A 17,370-nucleotide genomic window follows, 5' to 3' on the forward strand; every position below is an offset into this window, starting at 1 on the left:
TGCTCGGTTCACGGGCCGGATTGAGCCGACGTCGCCTCGGCGTCGGGTCGGCTGCGGCCGGATGACCGGATCTCGTCGAGCACGGCTCCCAGGCGGGAGACGACGTCCGGCCGGTCGTTCCAGAGGTTCTCCGACTCGTCCGGGTCCTCCGAGAGATTGTAGAGCTGTCCCATCGGTGCGCCGGGGCCGAGGGTCGTCGGGTCGATCGATCCCGGGGCGGTGAAGCCGCCGGAGCCGAGCCCCTCGATCAGCTTCCAGTCGCCGACCCGGACGGCGAACATCCCTCGCATCGCATGGTGGACCGTGGCCGGGCGAATGGGGACGGCAGGCGATTCGCCCCGGAGGAGCGGAGCGAGGTCGAAGGAGTCCTCGGCGGAGTCGTCCGGCAGCTCGGCGCCAACGACGGCGGCGACCGTGGCCATGACGTCGGTGAGGCAGACCGTCTGCTCGCAGCTCGAACCCGGGGAGACGACGCCAGGCCATCGGACGAGGAAGGGGACGCGATGGCCCCCCTCGTGGATGTCGGCCTTCTGGCCGCGCCAGGGACCATTGGCGCGGTGGCCAAAGCGGGAGATGTCGCTCTCGGGCCAGTGGGCGCCGTTGTCGCTGGTCACGATGACGAGGGTTCGGTCGGCGAGGCCAGAGCGATCGAGAGCCTCGAGGATGCGGCCGATGGTCGCGTCCACCATCGCGGCGAAGTCGCCGTAGAAGCCGGCGCCACTACGGCCGAGGTAGGCGTCGGTTGGAAGCCAGGGAGTGTGGGGGGCGGAGAGGGGCACGTAGAGGAAGAACGGCCGATCGGCCCCGGCCTCGCCGCGATCGTCGAGAAAGGCGATGGCCTCGCGCTCCAGCTCGGGAAGGACGTCGATGTGTCGGAAGCCCGGGGCGATCGCTCCCGCTCGCCAGAAGCCGCCGCCGCCCTGTCGGCGGTGGGCGCTGGCGCCGATCTCCTCGCTCGGGGGAACGACGGGGCGATCATCCCGGATGAACACGTAAGGGGGCATGTCGAGCGAGGCGGGGATGCCGAAGTAGTGGTCGAACCCGACAGTGGTTGGGCCGGGTACGAGCGGGAGGGAGTAGTCGGTCTCGGCCGAGTCGCCGAGGCCGAGGTGCCACTTGCCGACCCCCATCGTGTCGAAGCCCTGCCTCTGGAGCAGGGCCGGGAGCGTCAGCCGATCCGGCTCGATGAGCGCCGGGCTGTCGCCAAGCAGCACTCCCGACTTCAACCGAGTCCGCCAGCAGTATCGGCCGGTGAGCAGGCCGTATCGGGTCGGGGTGCAGACGCTGGAGGGGGAGTGGGCATCGGTGAACCGCATGCCCTGGGAGGCGAGGCGGTCGAGGGCCGGCGTTGGCACCTTGGAGTCGGGGTTGTAACAGCGGGGGTCGCCGTAGCCGAGGTCGTCGGCGAGGATGAGCAGAACGTTTGGCGGCCCCTGGGATTCGTCCCCGGCGAGGGCGGGGACAGGGAAGGCGATCGCCAGGGCGGCAAACATGAAGGAGCGCGCGATCATGATTCGGTTCTCCTCGATTGGGGGCCGCCCCCCTTGTACCGGCCGATGGCGAGCGATGCCACCCGCGCCCACCGCCGCCGCGGCCGCCGCCGGATGACGAGCGTGCCGAGCCGAGCGGCCTTGAGCCCGGTGGCCGGCCTGCCGTATGCTCGCCCCTCCGGATCCGGAGGCCGGGGGCGAAGGCCCCCATCGAGAGCGACGCGAGCAGGGGGCAAGGATGGGAGCGACTCGGGCGCTGGCCGCTTATGTGACGAGTCACGGGTTCGGGCACCTGAACCGGACGGTGGCGGTGCTCAACCGGCTCCCGGAGGATGTCCCGCTGATCATCCGCAGCGCGCCGGACCTCTTCGACCACTGGCGGGAGCGGCTCCGGCGCCCGGCCGAGCTGCTCCCCCACGTTTCCGACGCCGGCGCCGTGAACCCTCCCGGCAACAGCGCCGACACCGACGGCCCGGCCTCGCTCGAGCGGGCGGCCCGCGTCCACGCCGAGGCGATGGGTCGGATCGACGAGTACACGGACGAACTCCGATCCGGCGCCGTCGCGGCGGTGCTCTGCGATGCCACGCCGGTCCCGCTCGTCGCCGCTCGCCGCGCCGGTGTTCCGGGGTTTCTGCTGGGCAACTTCACCTGGGCCGACATTTACCACCCGCACGCGAAGAAGATGGGCGGCGACTGGCCGACGTTCGTCCGAGAGCTGCACCGCTGCTATCGCCACGCAACGGCCATCTTCCGCTGCGCCCCCCACCTGAGCATGGCCGGGCTCGCTCCGATCGTCGACGTCGGCATGGTCGTCACCCCCGGGCGCGACCGGAGGGGAGAGCTCCGGGCCGGGCTCGGCCTCTCCGAGAGGGACCGGATCGTTTACATGTACCTGGGGCGATACGGGCAGGACGATTACGAGTGGGGCAGGATCGCCCGCCTCGGCGCCCTGGGCATTCACTTCGTCGGCTTCCATGAAGCGCCGGCCTCCGCCGGGCCGGTCCCCAACCTGCACGTCGTACCCGCCTCGGAATGGACCGGGGCCGACCTGGCCGCCTCGGCCGACGTGGTCGTGGCCAAGGCCGGCTATGGGACGGTCTGCGAGGCGATCGTCGCGGGGACGCCGATGATCCACCCCCCCCGGACCGGCTTCGCCGAGTATCGCGCGCTGGCCTTGGCCCTGAAAAGCTGGGGAGGCGGGGTCCCCGCGTCGCGGCGAGCCTTCGACCGCCTCCGAATTGAGCGGCTGCTCGACCGCGCCTTCGCCCTCGAACCCGGTCCTCCGCCCTTCCCCGCCGACGGGGCCTCTCGGGTCGCCACCCACCTGGCCGCGATCTGCCGAGGCCAGCCGGAGGGAGGGCGGCCGCTTTTCTGATCGCCTCGGGATCATCCCTCTCCGGAGACGAGACGGCCGATGGCCGATCGGGAGGGACAAGGCTATGATCGGAGCGGCGGCCGGGAGGCGTCGCATCGAGGGCGGTGGGGCGGGGGCGGATGGCGAGCCGACGGCGCGGGAGGATCGAGCTGGAACCGTGGGTCGGACCGGCGTTGCGGCGATTCGGGACGCCGGGAGTGGTCGTCTGGAGCTTGGTGGCCGTGGGAGTGGCGCTTCGGGTCATCGAGTACGCTCATGGGAGGGCGTTCTGGCTGGACGAGTACTCCCTCTGGACCAATATCGAGGGGATGGGGCCGCTGGACCTGCTCCGACCGACGAAGGGAGGCCAACTGGTCCCGCCGGGGTTCCTGGCGCTGGAGCGGATGGCGGCCGAGCTGCTGGGAGGATCGGTCCGAGCCCTTCGGCTGGTGCCGATGGTGGCCGGAGTGGCGGCGCTGGTGGCGTTCCGGCCGCTGGCCGACCGGGCGCTCGGGGGCGCGGCGGCGACGATGGCGGTGGGCGCGTTCGCCCTGTCGGGGGATCTGATCTACTTCGGGGCGGAGCTGAAGCCGTACATCGTGGACGTGGCGGCGGCGGTGGGAGCGCTCTGGTTCGGGGTCGGGGCGGTCTCGGGGAGGAGGAGGGCCGGGGAGCGGGCCTCGGCGGCGGTCTTCGGAGCGGCGGTGCCGTGGCTGGCGTTCGCGTCGGGGTTCGTCGTGCCGGCCGTCGCGCTGGCGTGGGTCTGGTCGGCCGCCCGGAGGAAGGATCGGGAGGACCTGGCCTGGGCGGTCGGCTGCGGGGCGCTCTGGGGAGTGAGCGGGCTGGGGAGCCTGATGGTCGCTCGGGCGATGCTCGGGGGGAGCGACCATGCCATGCAGGTGTTCTGGGAGTTCGCGTTCCTGCCGATTCCGCCGCGATCGGTCGACGACCTTCGAGAGCTGGCGGTGCACGCCTTGAACCTGTTCGCCGGGCCAGGAAGGCTCGCCTTCCCCGTCGGGAGGGCGGCGTCGGCGGTGGTGGGGCTGGGGTTGGCCGGCATCGGAGCGGCTCGGATCGCCCGGAATCGAGGGGGCGGAGTGCTTGCCTTGCTGCTCATGCCAGGACTCCTGCATGCGATGGCCTCGGCGGTTCGGGTGTACCCGTTCCACGGAAGGCTGGCGCTGTACCTGGTGGTGCCGCTGCTGCTCCTGATCGGCGGGGGGCTCGGGGCGATCTGGGAGCGGTGGCCGTCTCGGCGGGCTCGGGCGGCTCTGGTGGTGTTCGCCTTCGTCTTGCCGACGATCGAGGCGGCCGAGCATCTGACCGGGCCCCACCTCCGCAACTTCGACCCGCATGGGGACCTGAGGCCGGATCCGTTCTGATGCGGACGAGGCGGGAGACAACGCATTCGGCTCAGGTCAGGCGATGGCGGATGGCGGATCGAGGAGCCGGATTCCGGTATGGTCATTCGGATCGGAGTTCCGCGGTTGAAGGCTTCAGGTCGGGCTGGGCTGAGTGGGGTTGTGTCGACCTTCGCGTCGGCAGCCTGCCGGGACGGGGGTCGACACGATCCCATCCTCTCCGGCTGCACCTCGTGAGGGACTCCGATCGGAGACGGGGAGCCGGGCTCGGGAATGGGGTCGAGACCGGAGATGGACGGGGGGCTGGGCGGACCGGGAGGGGGCCGCGGGCCAGCCGGCCGAGCGTTCCGGAGAGGGAGGCGGCACGGGACGATGGTGGAAACGATCGGGCCGCTCTGGCTGTCGATTCGGGTGGCGGCGATGGCGACGGCGGCAATCGTGCTGGTCGGCCTGCCGACGGCGATCGTGCTGGCTCGGGGAAGGTTCCCGGGCAAGGGGGTGCTGGCGGGGCTGCTGACGCTGCCGCTGGTGCTGCCGCCGACGGTGCTGGGTTACGGCTTGCTCGTGCTGCTGGGCCGGCGGGGGCCGCTGGGGGCGGTGCTGGAGCGGGTGGTCGGCGGGGTGCCGGTGTTCCACTGGACGGGGCTGGTGATCGCCTCGAGCGTGGCGGCCTTCCCGCTGTTCTTGCTGCCGGCGAGGGGGGCGATCGAGGCGGTCGACCCGGCGCTGGAGGACGCGGCCCGGCTGCTTGGGCGTCGGGAGTGGGCCGTGCTGGCGAGGGTGACGCTGCCGCTGTCGTGGCGGGGGATGCTGGCGGGAGCGTTCCTGGCATTCACGAGGGCGCTGGGGGATTTCGGCGCCTCGCTGATGGTGGCGGGCGATATCCCCGGCCGCACGAGGACCGCCGCCATGGCGATCTACGACGCGGTGGAGGCCGGCGACCCCGCCACGGCCGCTCGGCTGTCGGCGATGATCGCGGCGGTGGCCGTCGGCGTGCTCGTCGCCGTGCAGCGGACGCCGGCAAGCCGGGGGGCAGGTCCCACATGACGGAAAAGGGATCGAGCATGGCAGCGAAGGGGTCGGCCCCGGAGGCCGAGGACTCGGGGCCGGCCGTGCTGGAGGCGAGGGTCCGGCGTCGAGTGCACTCGGGGCTGACGGTCGAGGCGGAGTTCCGGACGGGGAGCGAGATCGTCGTCCTGTTCGGCCGGTCGGGGGCGGGAAAGTCGACGCTGCTGAGGCTCATCGCGGGGCTGGAACGGCCGGATGCGGGGCTCGTCCGGCTGAGGGGACGGACCCTCTTCGACGGCGATCGGAGGCAGGTCGAGCCGTTGCGGACGCGGGGGATCGGCATGATCTTCCAGCATGATTTGCTGTTCCCGCATCTGGACGCGGCGGCCAATATCCGGTTCGGCCTGACCGGCTGGGAGCGTCGCCGGGCCGACGATCGCCTGGCGGAAGTCGCGGCCCTGTGCGGAGTCTCCCACCTGCTCGGCCGACGGCCGGCGACGCTCTCCGGGGGAGAGCGGCAGCGGGTGGGACTGGCCCGGGCGCTGGCGCCGAGGCCGGGCTTGCTGCTCTGCGACGAGCCGTTTAGCGCCCTGGACCTGGAGGGACGCGACGCGCTGGTCGACCGGTTGCGGCTCCTGCACCGGGCCGAGGGGGTGCCCGTGCTCTACGTCACCCACAGCCCGACCGAGGCGATCGCGCTGGGGGACCGGCTCCTGCTGATCGAATCGGGCCGGGTGATCGCCGACGGCCCGCCGCTGGACGTGCTGGCGAGCCGGTCGGGGATGGGGCTGGTGGGAGTCCGGAACGTGCTGAGAGGCGTGGTGGCCGGGCACGAGGGGGGCTCGTCCCGGGTGGCGATCGACGGCGGGCCGGAGCTGGTCGTACCGAGGGTCGACCAACCGGAGGGGACAGCGGTGGTGGTGTCGATCCGAGCCGACGACATCCTGCTGGCCCTGGGCCCGGTGGCGGGCCTGAGCGCCCGAAACGTGTTGCCGGGAGTGGTGGAGCGGCTGGTGCCGCACGGGGGGGAAGCGGAGGTGGTGGTCGGCTCGGGTCGCGTGCGGTGGATCGTCAGCGTCGTGGCCGAGGCGGTCTCCGCCTTGGCGTTGCAACCGGGCGTCTCGGTCCGGATGATCATCAAGGCGCGCAGCTGTCGGGTCGCCGCCGAGGACCAGCCGTTCGCGCCCTGATCGCTTCCGAGGCGAGACATCCCCGCCTCCCGCCTCCCGCTCGCCCCGATGATGAGCCGTCCCGACCCGACCCGAGCCGAGCCGACTCGATGGACGCCACGAGACCGGACGCCACCCCCACCGAGCCCGACCGCCTGGCCGAGACGATCGACCTCTCGGAGACCCGTTCCCTCGACCGCCTCTCGCGATCCGGGCTCGGCGGCGGCCGAGACGGCCGCTCTATCGGCGACGACCCGGCTCCGCCGCACGTGGAGATGGTCCAGGGCTCGGTCGATCTTTCCGACGAGACAAGGGAGCTGCTGCGCGTCCGGCTGCGAGCGGTGGCTGTCATCCTGCTGGTCGGCTTCACCGCCTTCTTCCTGCGCAACCAGTTGCTCGAGGCCGAGGGGGCCAAACGGTTCTTGGCCGTCGACCTGCTGCACGCGACGACCCTGGTTGTGCAGGGGACGATGGTCGCGCTGCTCGGCCGGCGCCGGGGCTGGCCGCTGCGCCGGCTCCGCCAGTTCGAGCTGTCCATCTTCGGCTCGGCGCTGATGTTCTTCGCCGTCGCGCACTACTCGACAACGACCTACTGGATCGAGCGCGGCGACCGGGTCATCACCCAGGTCATGCGCCTGGGAGATCCGCCGGGGCACGACGAGGTGGCCCGGCTGGTGGGGGTGGCCGCGAAGCTCCTGGGCAGCATCGAGGGAGCGGTCATCTTCTGGATGGTCCTGATGATCCTCTACGGGCTGTTCGTCCCGAACACCTGGAAGCGGGCCGCGCGGATCGTCGGGCTGTTCTTCCTCTCCTCGGGAGTGGTGCAGACGAGCGTGATGCTGACCACCCTGGGGAGCCGGTCGCTGGTGCGAGTGCTGGCGACCTTCGAGCAAATCTCGACCAACGTGTTGATCTTGCTGCTGGGATGGCTGATCGCCGTGTACGGCAGCCATATCATCAACGCGCTGCGTGTGCAGGCGTTCGAGGCCAGGCGGCTCGGGCAGTATTTCCTGAGGGGCCGGCTCGGCGCCGGGGGCATGGGGGAAGTCTACCTGGCCGAGCACCACCTGCTGAAGCGGCCCTGCGCGATCAAGCTCATCCGGCCCGACCGCGCCGGCGACCCGGTTGCGCTGCAGCGCTTCGAGCGCGAGGTGCGGGCCATGGCTCGGCTGTCGCACTGGAATACGATCGAGGTGTACGACTACGGCCGAACCGAAGACGGAACGTTCTATTATGTGATGGAATATCTCCGCGGTCTGTCGCTGGACGAACTGGTCGACCGCCACGGACCGCTGCCGCCGGCTCGGGCGGTCTACCTGCTGCGGCAGGCGTGCGACTCGCTGGCCGAGGCGCATGCCGCCGGGCTGGTGCACCGCGACCTGAAGCCGGCCAACCTGTTCGCCGCGGTGCTCGGCGGCCAGTGCGACGTGGTGAAGGTGCTCGACTTCGGCCTGGTCAAGGCCGTCGGCGGCGATGCGGAGGACTCGCACGTCGAGGGGACCGCGATGGTCGCCGGCACTCCGCTGTACATGTCCCCCGAGCAGGCCACCGGCGACCCCCGGCTCGGCCCCCGGAGCGACCTGTATGCCCTGGGGGCCGTCTCCTACTTCCTTCTGACCGGCCAGCCCCCGCATCAGGGAGACACGCCGCTTCGGGTCATGGCCGCCGTCTCCCGGGAGCCCGCCTCGCCCCCCTCTCGGATCCGCCCCGAGGTGCCCGCCGACCTCGACCGCATCGTCCTCCGCTGCCTGGCCAAGGATCCGATCGATCGCTACCGCTCCGCCGAGTCCCTCGGCCGAGCCCTCTCCTGCTGCTCCTGCGCCTCGGACTGGGACGCCTCCCGGGCACGGTCCTGGTGGGAATCCCACGAGCCCGCCGCTCTCTCCCCCGCGTCGCCCCCCGCCCCATTGGACCCCGACCCCGGCTGATCGACCGATCAGCGCTCCTCTGCCGACCATCGCCAGCCATCCGCCTTCCGCCCCCCGATCCGCCCACCCCTGGACGCTCCATGCTCCCCGACATCCCCATCGACGCCACAATCCATCTGGCTTTCGCCTTCGACCTCGGCTACGAGATCGACCTGGAGCGGGCCCGTCCGCTGCTGGCCGGCGAGGCTGGGGCGCTGGCGCGTCGGCGACGGACGCCGGAGTCGATCCGGTATCGTCCGGCCCCGCTCCGGGTGGCGCTCGACGCCTCGGGCGTGGCCCTGCCGCCGCCGGGAAGGCCTGTCGAGCCCCCTCGGGCGGACCTCTCGCTGTTCGACTTCGGCGCTCTTTCGCTGGCGATCCGGTTCCCCGTGCGCATGACCCCCGACGAGCTGCTCGCCCTGGCCAACGAGCTGGCCGACCCGACACCGCTGACCGCCTCGGCCCGACTGGTGCTGGCCCCCTGGCTGGACCGCATCCGGCCGGTGGTGACCGAGTTCGAGATCAGCGATCTGAGCGAGGAATACGTCATCTTCCAGCTCGGCGAGGCCTCGGCGGACTGGCTCGAGACCCACCGCTCGTGGGTCGCCGGCCTCGTCCGGCTAGAGAGCGAACCCATGTCCCCCGAGCAGGTCGACGAGGCCACCCGGCTGGCGATCTCCTACGCCCCAAACGACGCCATCGTCATCGACTGGGCCGCCGCCGTGGTCGCCGACCGCGACTGCGCCGACACGATCCAGGTCCTGGAGTTCGCCAACGTCCAGCTCCTGGAATTCCGACACATCGACGACCGCCTCGACGACCGCCTCGAGCGCGCCTACGCCACCATCCACCCCGTCCGCCCCCGAATTCGGTTGCCGCTGGTCTGGTCGCCGACCCACAATGACGCGGTCCGGCAGGTGCGCGAGCTGGAGATCGAGGCCACGTCCCTGTTCGAGCGGGCCGATAACGCCCTGAAGCTCATCGGCGACCAGTACCTGGTGCGCGTCTACGACCTCGCCTCCGCCCGCTTCCACCTCCGAGAGTGGCAGAACTCCATCCGCCGCAAGCTGGAAACCGTTGGCGACGTCTACGACCTGCTCACCTCCCAGGCCGGAAACCGCCGGGCGGAATTCCTGGAGCTGGTGATCATCCTCCTGATCGCGTTCGAGATCATCCTGGCCTTCTTCCGCTGAGCCAGATCGGTTGGTGAGAAGCCTCGGCAGCAGGGCGCCGGCCTCGGCCAACCGGGAGATGCGGAGTCGTCCGAGCCGACGCCCTCACCGTCCCGGCGGCGTCCAGAACACGACTCGGCCGTATCCCGCCAGAACCCGCCGGCGGCTCGATCGGGTCGCAAACCCAGCCGCGATCCCCATCCGCATTCGAGATGGCGGCATCTACCGTCACCTTACCAGGGACGGCGGGAGGTGGACCGGACCATGCCCCGGCGGCGATGATGTCGGAGACGATCGGCCGGCCCCCGCCTCGAGCGGAGCCCGAGCCCTCGACCCCGACCGCCTGTACGACCGACCGTCCGCGAGGAGGAGTCCGCCACCGATGTCCCGGGAATCGACGTTGAAGCGTGTACTGGACTGCGGCATCGTCGCCGTGGTCCGATCCGAGTCGGGGGAGCAACTGACCGAGGTGGTCCGGGCGTTGGCCGACGGCGGAGTGACGGCCGCCGAGATCACCTTCACCGTGCCCGGCGCCACCGAGGTCATCCGAGCCGTCCGGGAGGCGATGGGCGACCGCATCGTTCTCGGCGCCGGCACCGTGCTCGATCCCGAGACCGCCCGCGCCGCCCTGCTCGCCGGTGCCGAGTTCCTCGTCTCCCCCACGGTGAACACCGAGGTCATCACGCTTTGCCGACGTTACGACAAGGCGATCATGCCCGGCGCGTTTACCCCCACCGAGGTCCTCTCCGCCTGGGAAGCCGGAGCCGACATCGTGAAGATCTTCCCCGCCGACGTCGGAGGGCCCTCCTACCTGAAGGCCCTCCGCGGCCCGCTGCCTCAGGTCCGCGTCATGCCGACCGGCGGGGTGGATCTGAACACCGCCGAGTCCTTCCTCAAGGCCGGCGCCTGCTGCCTCGGCGTCGGCTCCTCGCTCGTCGAGCCCGCCGCCATCCGATCCGGAGACTTCTCCCGCATCCGCTCCCTCGCCGAGCAATACGTCGCCATCGTCCGACGCTTCCGAGGCGACTGATCCCGGACGGAAGCACCCGAGGGGGACCGCATGCCTCGCACCCGCCCGACTTGCTGGCGAGCCCGGCTCGCCCTGGCGATGTCGCTTCCGCTCCTCCCCGGCTGCCGACCCGGCTCGGCACCGGGGCCGGCCCCCCTCACGACGGGCAGCCCTCCCGCCGCTCCCGCACCGGCCGGCTCCTCCTCCGGATCGCCCACGCTCTCGCCGGCCGAACGGTATCTGGACATCCCGCCCTACGGCACCGAGCTGGTCGACGACAGCGGGTTCACCTCGGCCAGCCGGTACATGCCGCCAGTGTCCGATCGCGGCGACCTGCGGCAAGTCGCCGAGGCCATCCGAGAGCGCGCCCGGCGGGGGATCGCCGAGAACCAGGCACTGCTGGCGGCGATCGATCCGTCCAGCCGCGACGCCCCGCAGCTCCGCGTGAAGTTCCACCGCGAGATCGGCCTCCTGCTCCTTTACGAAGGGCGGTTCGACGAGGCCGAGCGGCGGCTCTCCCTGGCGGCCGAAGCGGCCGAGGATCCGCTCGTGCCCGTCGGCCTGCGGGCGAACCTGGAGGCCCTCCGAGGGGTGGCGGCCCTTCGGCGAGGGGAGACGGAGAACTGCATCGGCTGCATCGGCCCGTCGAGCTGCATCTGGCCAATCGACGAGCAGGCCGTCCACCTGCTGCCCGACGGCGCGGCCGAGGCCGTCGACCGGCTCTCGGCGTATCTTCGGGAGCGTCCCGAGGACCTGGCGATGCGCTGGGTCCTCTCCCTCGCACTGACGGTCCTCGGCCGAGACTCCTCGGGAGTCCTCCCGACTCCCGACGAACCGGCCGACACCGCGATCGGGCGGTTCGACAACGTCGCCGGCCCGGCCGGGCTCTTCGCCTCGGGGCCCGACATGGCCGGCGGCAGCGTCTTCGACGACTTCACCGGAGACGGCCTGCCCGACCTGTTCTGGACCACCTACGAGACGGAAACCGGCGCCCGGCTGTTCGTCAACCAGGGAGACGGCACGTTCGCCGACGTTTCGCTCGAGGCCGGCCTCGACGGCCAGATCCTCGCCGTCAACTGCACTCACGCCGACTTCGACAACGACGGAAATCTCGACGTCCTGCTGCTGCGGGGAGGTTGGGAAAACCCCGCGCCGATGAGCCTGCTCCGTAACCGAGGAGGCGGCCGGTTCGAGGACGTGACCCGGGCCGCCGGCCTTTCCGCTCCGATCGCCAGCCAGTCGGCGGCCTGGGGAGACTTCGACCGCGACGGCCTCCTCGACCTGTTCGTCTGCGGCGAATCCCGGGTCGGGGGCCTCGACGCCGCCGACCTGTTCGTCGACCCCGGGGCGCTCGACGGCGACGACCGTTCCCGCCTCTGCCGGCTCTATCGCAACAACGGCGACGGCACCTTCTCCGACGTCACCGCCCGGGCCGGCGTCGCCAACGGCCGATACGCCAAGGGAGCGTCCTGGGGAGATCTGGACGACGACGGCCTGCCCGACCTGTATGTGTCGAACATGGCGGCCCCCAACCGCCTCTACCGCAACAATGGCGACGGCACGTTCACCGACCTCGCACCCGATCTCGGCGTCGCCGCCCCCCAGGACGGCTTCGCTTGCGGCTGGTTCGACTTCGACAACGACGGCCGGCTCGACCTCTTCGCGACCGACTACTCGGCCGACCTGCTCGAGTTCGTCGCCCACCAGGTCGACAGCCTCTCCCATCACCGCCAGCTCGGCGTCGCCAACCCCGGTTCCGAGAATCCCGTCTCGGCCACGAGGGTCGGCAATCCCCGGCCCCGACTCTACCGGAACAACGGCGATGGCACCTTCACCGACTGTTCCCCCTCGCTCGGCCTCGACCGCATTTGGCTGCCGATGGGCGCCAATGTCGGCGACGCCGACGGCGACGGCTTCCTCGACCTCTACCTCGCCACCGGCCGGCCCGGCTACTCGTACCTGATGCCCAACGTCCTGCTCCGCAACGATGCCGGCCGCCGCTTCCTCGACGCGACCGCCGCCAGCGGCACCGGCCACCTGCAAAAGGGGCACGGGGTCTCTTTCGCCGACCTCGAGGGAGACGGCGACCTCGACCTCTTCGTCCAGCTCGGCGGGGCCGTGCCGGGAGACCGCTCCTACAACGCCCTCTTCCGCAACCCCGGCCGCTCCGGCAACTGGGTGACACTCAAACTGATCGGCACCCGTTCCAACCGATCCGCCCTCGGCGCCCGCATTCGAGTCGACGTCCGAACTCCCGAAGGCTCGACCCGATCCCTCCACCGCCTCGTCTCCGGCGGCCTGAGCTTCGGCGGCAACGCGCTGGCCCAGACCTTCGGCCTGGGAGACGCCGAGGCGATCGAGTCCCTCACCATCCGATGGCCCGTCGCCGGCTCCGGGCCTCAGGTCCTCCGCGACGTGCCGATGGGCCGCACCGTCGAGGTCGTCGAGCCGGCCGATTGATCGATCGGGGGCCGTCCCCTCCCCGTCACCGCCGGCCTCGGACAGCCCTTGCTCGCTCGCGACGCGACCTCCACGAGCGCAACCAGACGACAGCCGATCGCCAGCCGGATGACGACGGACCCTCGGCCGGTCCGTCTGGTCCCCCTCGGCGACCAGAGTCGGAGCCGTCGCCTCCGGAGCGGAGCGACCGCCACCGCGATCTCCCCTCCCTCGACCGGCTTCTCGAGGGGGGTTCGAGGGCTCTGGCACGATCCGGACGTCGCCGAGCCCGGCGACGGGATCCGGCTCGGCCATCGCGAGCTCGCCGTCGGGCACAACGAGGGAGAGCAGGCCGGCCCATCTGGCGATCGGCCCCGCCAATATGGTAAGACGTTGGCCGGGTCGCGCGGCCGCGCGGGCGGTCGTCGACCGCGCGCGAGCGGCCGGCCGACGACGTCGCAGCGCTCCCACCCCATCGTGCACCCCCGCCAGAGTCGCGAAGAGACAGAAGGATCCCGCCCATGCCGGCGACGATGTACTATGACCAGGACGCGGACCTCGGACTGCTCAAGGGCAAGACGATCAGCATCATCGGCTACGGCAGCCAGGGGCACGCCCACGCCCAGAACCTGAGGGACTCCGGCTGCACCGTCGTCGTCGGCCAGCGCCCCGGCTCGAAGAACTACGACCTGGCCGTCGAGCACGGCTTCCAACCCGTGTCGGCCGCCGAGGCCGCCGAGGCCGGCGACCTGGTCAACATCCTGCTGCCCGACGAGGTCCAGGCCGACGTCTACAACCGCGACATCAAGCCCAAGCTCAAGCCCGGCAACCTGCTGCTCTGCTCGCACGGCTTCAACATCCACTTCGGCCAGGTCGAGCCCCCCTCGGGCGTGGATAGCGCCCTGGTCGCCCCCAAGGGGCCCGGCCATCTGGTCCGCAGCGAGTTCGTCAAGGGAGGCGGCGTCCCCTGCCTGATCGCCACCGGCCCCGGCTGCTCGGAGCAGGGCAAGCATCTTGCCCTGGCCTACGCCAAGGGGATCGGCGGCACCCGCGGCGGCGTGCTCGAGACGACCTTCGCCGAGGAGACCGAAACCGACCTCTTCGGCGAGCAGGTCGTCCTCTGCGGCGGCGTCTCCGCCCTGGTGAAGATGGGCTTCGAAACCCTCGTCGAGGCCGGCTACCAGCCCGAGTCGGCCTACTTCGAGTGCCTGCACGAGCTGAAGCTGATCGTCGACCTGATGTATCAGGGCGGCCTGAACTACATGCGCTATAGCATCTCCAACACCGCCGAGTACGGCGACTACACCCGAGGGCCTCGGATCATCACCGAGCAAACCCGCACGGAGATGAGGAAGATCCTCCACGAGATCCAGACCGGCCAGTTCGCCCGGGAGTGGATCCTGGAGAACCGCGCCGGCCAGCCCGCCTTCAAGGCCACTCGCCGGGTCGAGCGCGAGCACCCCGTCGAGGAGGTGGGTCAGCGTCTCCGCGGCTTGATGAGCTGGATCGACGCCAAGACCGTCTGATCCCCCGGCCCTCCTCCCCGCGCCCCTCTCCCCCTCGGGGCGCGGGGTTGGTCGTCGGATCTCCCGATCGTCCTCACCGCCCGCCGTTCCGGCGCCTCTGGAGCTTCTCCAGCAAGGCGGGATCGATCTGCAATCCGCGCCCGTCCCCATCCGACCGGGCCGTCTGGTCGACGGCGGCCTTATCCAGATAGGGCAACATCTCGCCGGTGGGCAGCCGCATCACCTTCGAGCCGTCGGCCTGGGTGAGGATCTGCGTCCCGTCGGGGAGCTGGACCACGCCCGGCTGGCCCGACACCGGGGTTGCGGTCCCCGCCGGTCGAGGGGCGACGGCGGAAGCACCGGGTGCCCCCTCGGGCGGGAGGGCCGGGGAGCCCGGCTCGGGGGCGGCTCCCGCCGAAGGCGCCGGCCGAGGGGCGGGAGCCGTCCCCGGCACGCCCGGCATCGGGACGGCGCCCGGCAGCGTCGGAATCGATCCTGGTGCCGAGGCCGGCGCGGGGGCGGTCGCGCCAGGAGGCCGCACGGGGCGGCCGTCGATCGTCAGCGTGGCCGCCTCCGGCGAGCCGAGCAGCGGAGAGACGGTCTGGAAGTCCAGGTCGGCCGGGACCGACGGGTGGACCGCATCCATCCGGATCTGCTCGTTGATCGCGTATGGGTTCGGCACGAACGGCGTCGGTGAAGGCTGCGCCGGGGCCGTCGCCACGGGGCCGGATCGCTGGGCGGCGAACCCGCCACCGAAGGCCGGCGAGCCGGGCGCCATCCTTGCCGGGGCCGGGGCCGCGGCCGCGGCCGGATACCCCCCGGGGGCGGGGGCGACCATGGGCGCCGGTGCCGGCGCGGCGATCGCGGGGGCGGGAGCCGCGATCGCATCCCCTCGGAGCGACTCGATCCAGTCCCAGAGCAGCCGGTATTCCTGCGAGTTGGGATTGGTAAGGATCGGCCGCTGGTCCGGCCCGTGCGGCATCACGGCGTTGATCAGCAGCGGGCTGTGCTCGGGGGCCTCGCGGTCGACCAGGGCGAGCGTTGCATCTAGGTTTGTTCGGATGAGCAATGCGTTGCGCAAGTCTTTCTGGTCCCGGGCGCGGACGAGCCGGAAGTTGCGGTCCGACAGCTCGTCGTGGCAGCGAGCGCAGCGGGCCTGGAGGACGCGGTGGACCGTCTCGCCGAACTCTTGGAAGCGGCGGACGGCCAGCGGCTCCGGCAGGTCGAAGATCCTTGGAGCCGCGACCGGCCCCTTGTACGCCCGGATCCGGCCGAGGGCCGAGTCGGCCGGGTCGCGCGGGGAACGGGCGCCGCCCATCAGGCCGGCGGCGTCGGCCCCGGTTCGGACGACCTCCGAGTCGCGAGCCGCCTTCGACGCCGCCGAGGCGGCCAGGCTCTTGAGCATCGCCTCGGCCGTCGGGTCGCCGGGGCTCCAGGCCAGCAGGGCCTTGAGCTGCTCGGCGGCCTCGGCCTCCATGCCGAAGGTCAGGCACCAGCGGGCCAGGCGGAGGTGCTCGTCGGGATCGCGGTCGGGGAGGTGGTCGCGCTGGTACTCGTAGGCCTCCCGGAGCGACCCGAAGACCGCCTCGACCCGGGCCTTCGGCTCCCGGACCGGGCCCAGCGGCAGGGTGATGACATAGTCCTCCCGGTCCTCGGCGACCGGGCCCTCGAGGACTCGGACGTTGCCGTCCTTCATCAGCAGCACCGTGCGGGGCGGGCCGGCGTCGGCCGGGCTCGGTGCCGGGGACATCGGGGGCGCCGCGAGGGGTCCCTCGAGCGGCGACGGGACGGCCGACGTCGCCTCACCGTCCTGCGCCGATCGCACCTCCGCGGTCGCGGGCAACGGCCCGGCCACGGCCACGATCGAGAACGCGGACACGGCAACGCCCAGGCCGACAACGGTGGGGGTGATGAGGTTCGACATGGTGGCCGGACCCTATCCCGTCCCCTAGAATCCGTCAAGGCGACCCGACCCCCGAGCCGGCGCGATCCCCGATCGCCCCCGCACCGGCCGGTCGACGACCGGAGACTCCCCCGCCATGACCGACCGCTCCGCCCTGCTCGACGACTTCCTCGGCCAGTCCGTCGTCATCGACCTGACCTCCCCTTACGTCTGCATCGGTACCCTCGCCAACGCCGACGCCGCCTTCTTCGACGTCCGGGACGCCGACCTCCACGACCTCCGGGACGGCCGCTCCACCCGCGAGATCTACGTCTTCGACTCCGCCCGCCTCGGCATCCGCCGCAACCGAGCCCGCGTCCTCATCCGCCGCGACGAGGTCGTCGCCCTCACCCGCCTGGCCGACATCGCCGAGGTGTGACCCGTCGGCGGCAGGCTCGGCCAGGCCAGGCCAGAGGGGCAGAAGACCTGTCGGCGGCATCAACCGACCGACCCTCCCCATCCGCCACCAACCATCCGCCAATCGCCTCAGCCATCCCCCGGGAGCTCGACCGTGGACGACGATCTCGACGCAATGGAAGGCGCCGGCCCATCCGGCTCGAACGGGATGTTCACGACCATCGCCGTGGCGGCTGTCCTCATCCTCGCCGCGCTGACGGCGGGCCTGGTCGCCAACCGTCGCCCGGCCGGCGACCCCGGCGCCCTCGCCGGAGGAGACGCCGAGGCCCTCGTCGCCGAGGGCAAACGCCTCTACGACTGGCGATGCGTCTCCTGCCACGGTCCCTCCGGCCGCGGCGACGGCCCCATCGCCCGGAGCCTCCAGGGTCCCGGCCCCGGCGACCTGACCGACGACGAGTGGACGCACGGCGACGCCCCCGACCAGGTCCTCGCCGTCATCACCAAGGGCGTCCCCGACACCCAGATGGCCGGTTGGGACACCGCCTTCAACCCCGACGAGCTTCGCGCCCTCGCCGCCTACATGTATCGCCTCGCCGGCCGGGAGGTGCCGGAGGATCTGCTCGACGGAGCCGGAGGATGACCGCGGGGGAGGCCGGC

The 17,370-nt window shown here is 71.6% G+C and carries 13 protein-coding genes; 11 read left to right on the forward strand and 2 right to left on the reverse strand.

Annotated elements, in window-relative coordinates; translation table 11 throughout:
- Positions 1–8: 8 nt before the first annotated feature.
- Complete coding sequence (locus TsocGM_RS11835; protein WP_199756766.1) at positions 9–1,511, reverse strand: sulfatase family protein; 1,503 nt, start codon at positions 1,509–1,511, stop codon at positions 9–11.
- Between the two features lie 217 nt (positions 1,512–1,728).
- Here TsocGM_RS11835 and TsocGM_RS11840 point away from each other — a divergent pair, with 217 nt between their 5' ends.
- The 9 genes from TsocGM_RS11840 (at position 1,729) to ilvC (ending at position 14,435) form a co-directional block, all read left to right on the forward strand.
- Positions 1,729–2,865: a glycosyltransferase family protein gene (locus TsocGM_RS11840; protein ID WP_126725579.1), complete on the forward strand. Its 1,137-nt coding sequence runs from the start codon at positions 1,729–1,731 to the stop codon at positions 2,863–2,865.
- A 119-nt stretch (positions 2,866–2,984) separates the two neighbouring features.
- Positions 2,985–4,226 (forward strand): glycosyltransferase family 39 protein, encoded by a 1,242-nt coding sequence (locus TsocGM_RS11845; protein ID WP_126725580.1) that lies wholly within the window; start codon positions 2,985–2,987, stop codon positions 4,224–4,226.
- 351 nt (positions 4,227–4,577) lie between these two features.
- Complete coding sequence (gene modB, locus TsocGM_RS11850; RefSeq protein ID WP_126725581.1) at positions 4,578–5,252, forward strand: molybdate ABC transporter permease subunit; 675 nt, start codon at positions 4,578–4,580, stop codon at positions 5,250–5,252.
- 17 nt (positions 5,253–5,269) lie between these two features.
- Positions 5,270–6,403, forward strand: coding sequence for a molybdenum ABC transporter ATP-binding protein (locus TsocGM_RS11855; protein ID WP_126725582.1), 1,134 nt, complete (start codon positions 5,270–5,272; stop codon positions 6,401–6,403).
- An 89-nt stretch (positions 6,404–6,492) separates the two neighbouring features.
- On the forward strand, positions 6,493–8,310 hold the full coding sequence (locus TsocGM_RS11860; RefSeq protein WP_126725583.1) for a serine/threonine-protein kinase: 1,818 nt from the start codon (positions 6,493–6,495) through the stop codon (positions 8,308–8,310).
- 80 nt (positions 8,311–8,390) lie between these two features.
- The gene (locus TsocGM_RS11865) at positions 8,391–9,482 is read left to right on the forward strand and encodes an RMD1 family protein (protein ID WP_126725584.1); all 1,092 of its coding nucleotides are present in this window, start codon (positions 8,391–8,393) and stop codon (positions 9,480–9,482) included.
- A 361-nt stretch (positions 9,483–9,843) separates the two neighbouring features.
- Entirely contained in the window at positions 9,844–10,491 is a 648-nt protein-coding gene (locus TsocGM_RS11870; protein ID WP_126725585.1) for a bifunctional 4-hydroxy-2-oxoglutarate aldolase/2-dehydro-3-deoxy-phosphogluconate aldolase, read from the forward strand.
- Between the two features lie 30 nt (positions 10,492–10,521).
- On the forward strand, positions 10,522–12,930 hold the full coding sequence (locus tag TsocGM_RS11875; RefSeq protein ID WP_126725586.1) for an FG-GAP-like repeat-containing protein: 2,409 nt from the start codon (positions 10,522–10,524) through the stop codon (positions 12,928–12,930).
- A gap of 500 nt (positions 12,931–13,430) precedes the next feature.
- On the forward strand, positions 13,431–14,435 hold the full coding sequence (ilvC, locus tag TsocGM_RS11880; RefSeq protein ID WP_126725587.1) for a ketol-acid reductoisomerase: 1,005 nt from the start codon (positions 13,431–13,433) through the stop codon (positions 14,433–14,435).
- Between the two features lie 73 nt (positions 14,436–14,508).
- Here ilvC and TsocGM_RS11885 read toward each other — a convergent pair whose 3' ends face one another.
- A complete protein-coding gene (locus tag TsocGM_RS11885; protein WP_158633512.1) occupies positions 14,509–16,338 on the reverse strand; it encodes a hypothetical protein in 1,830 nt (609 codons plus the stop codon).
- 115 nt (positions 16,339–16,453) lie between these two features.
- Between TsocGM_RS11885 and TsocGM_RS11895 the strand changes: the two genes are divergently transcribed.
- Entirely contained in the window at positions 16,454–16,735 is a 282-nt protein-coding gene (locus TsocGM_RS11895) for a hypothetical protein (RefSeq protein ID WP_126725590.1), read from the forward strand.
- Positions 16,736–16,867: 132 nt separating this feature from the next.
- A complete protein-coding gene (locus TsocGM_RS11900) occupies positions 16,868–17,353 on the forward strand; it encodes a c-type cytochrome (protein ID WP_126725591.1) in 486 nt (161 codons plus the stop codon).
- Positions 17,354–17,370 lie beyond the last annotated feature (17 nt).

The sequence above is a fragment of the Tautonia sociabilis genome (assembly GCF_003977685.1).
Lineage (GTDB): Bacteria > Planctomycetota > Planctomycetia > Isosphaerales > Isosphaeraceae > Tautonia > Tautonia sociabilis.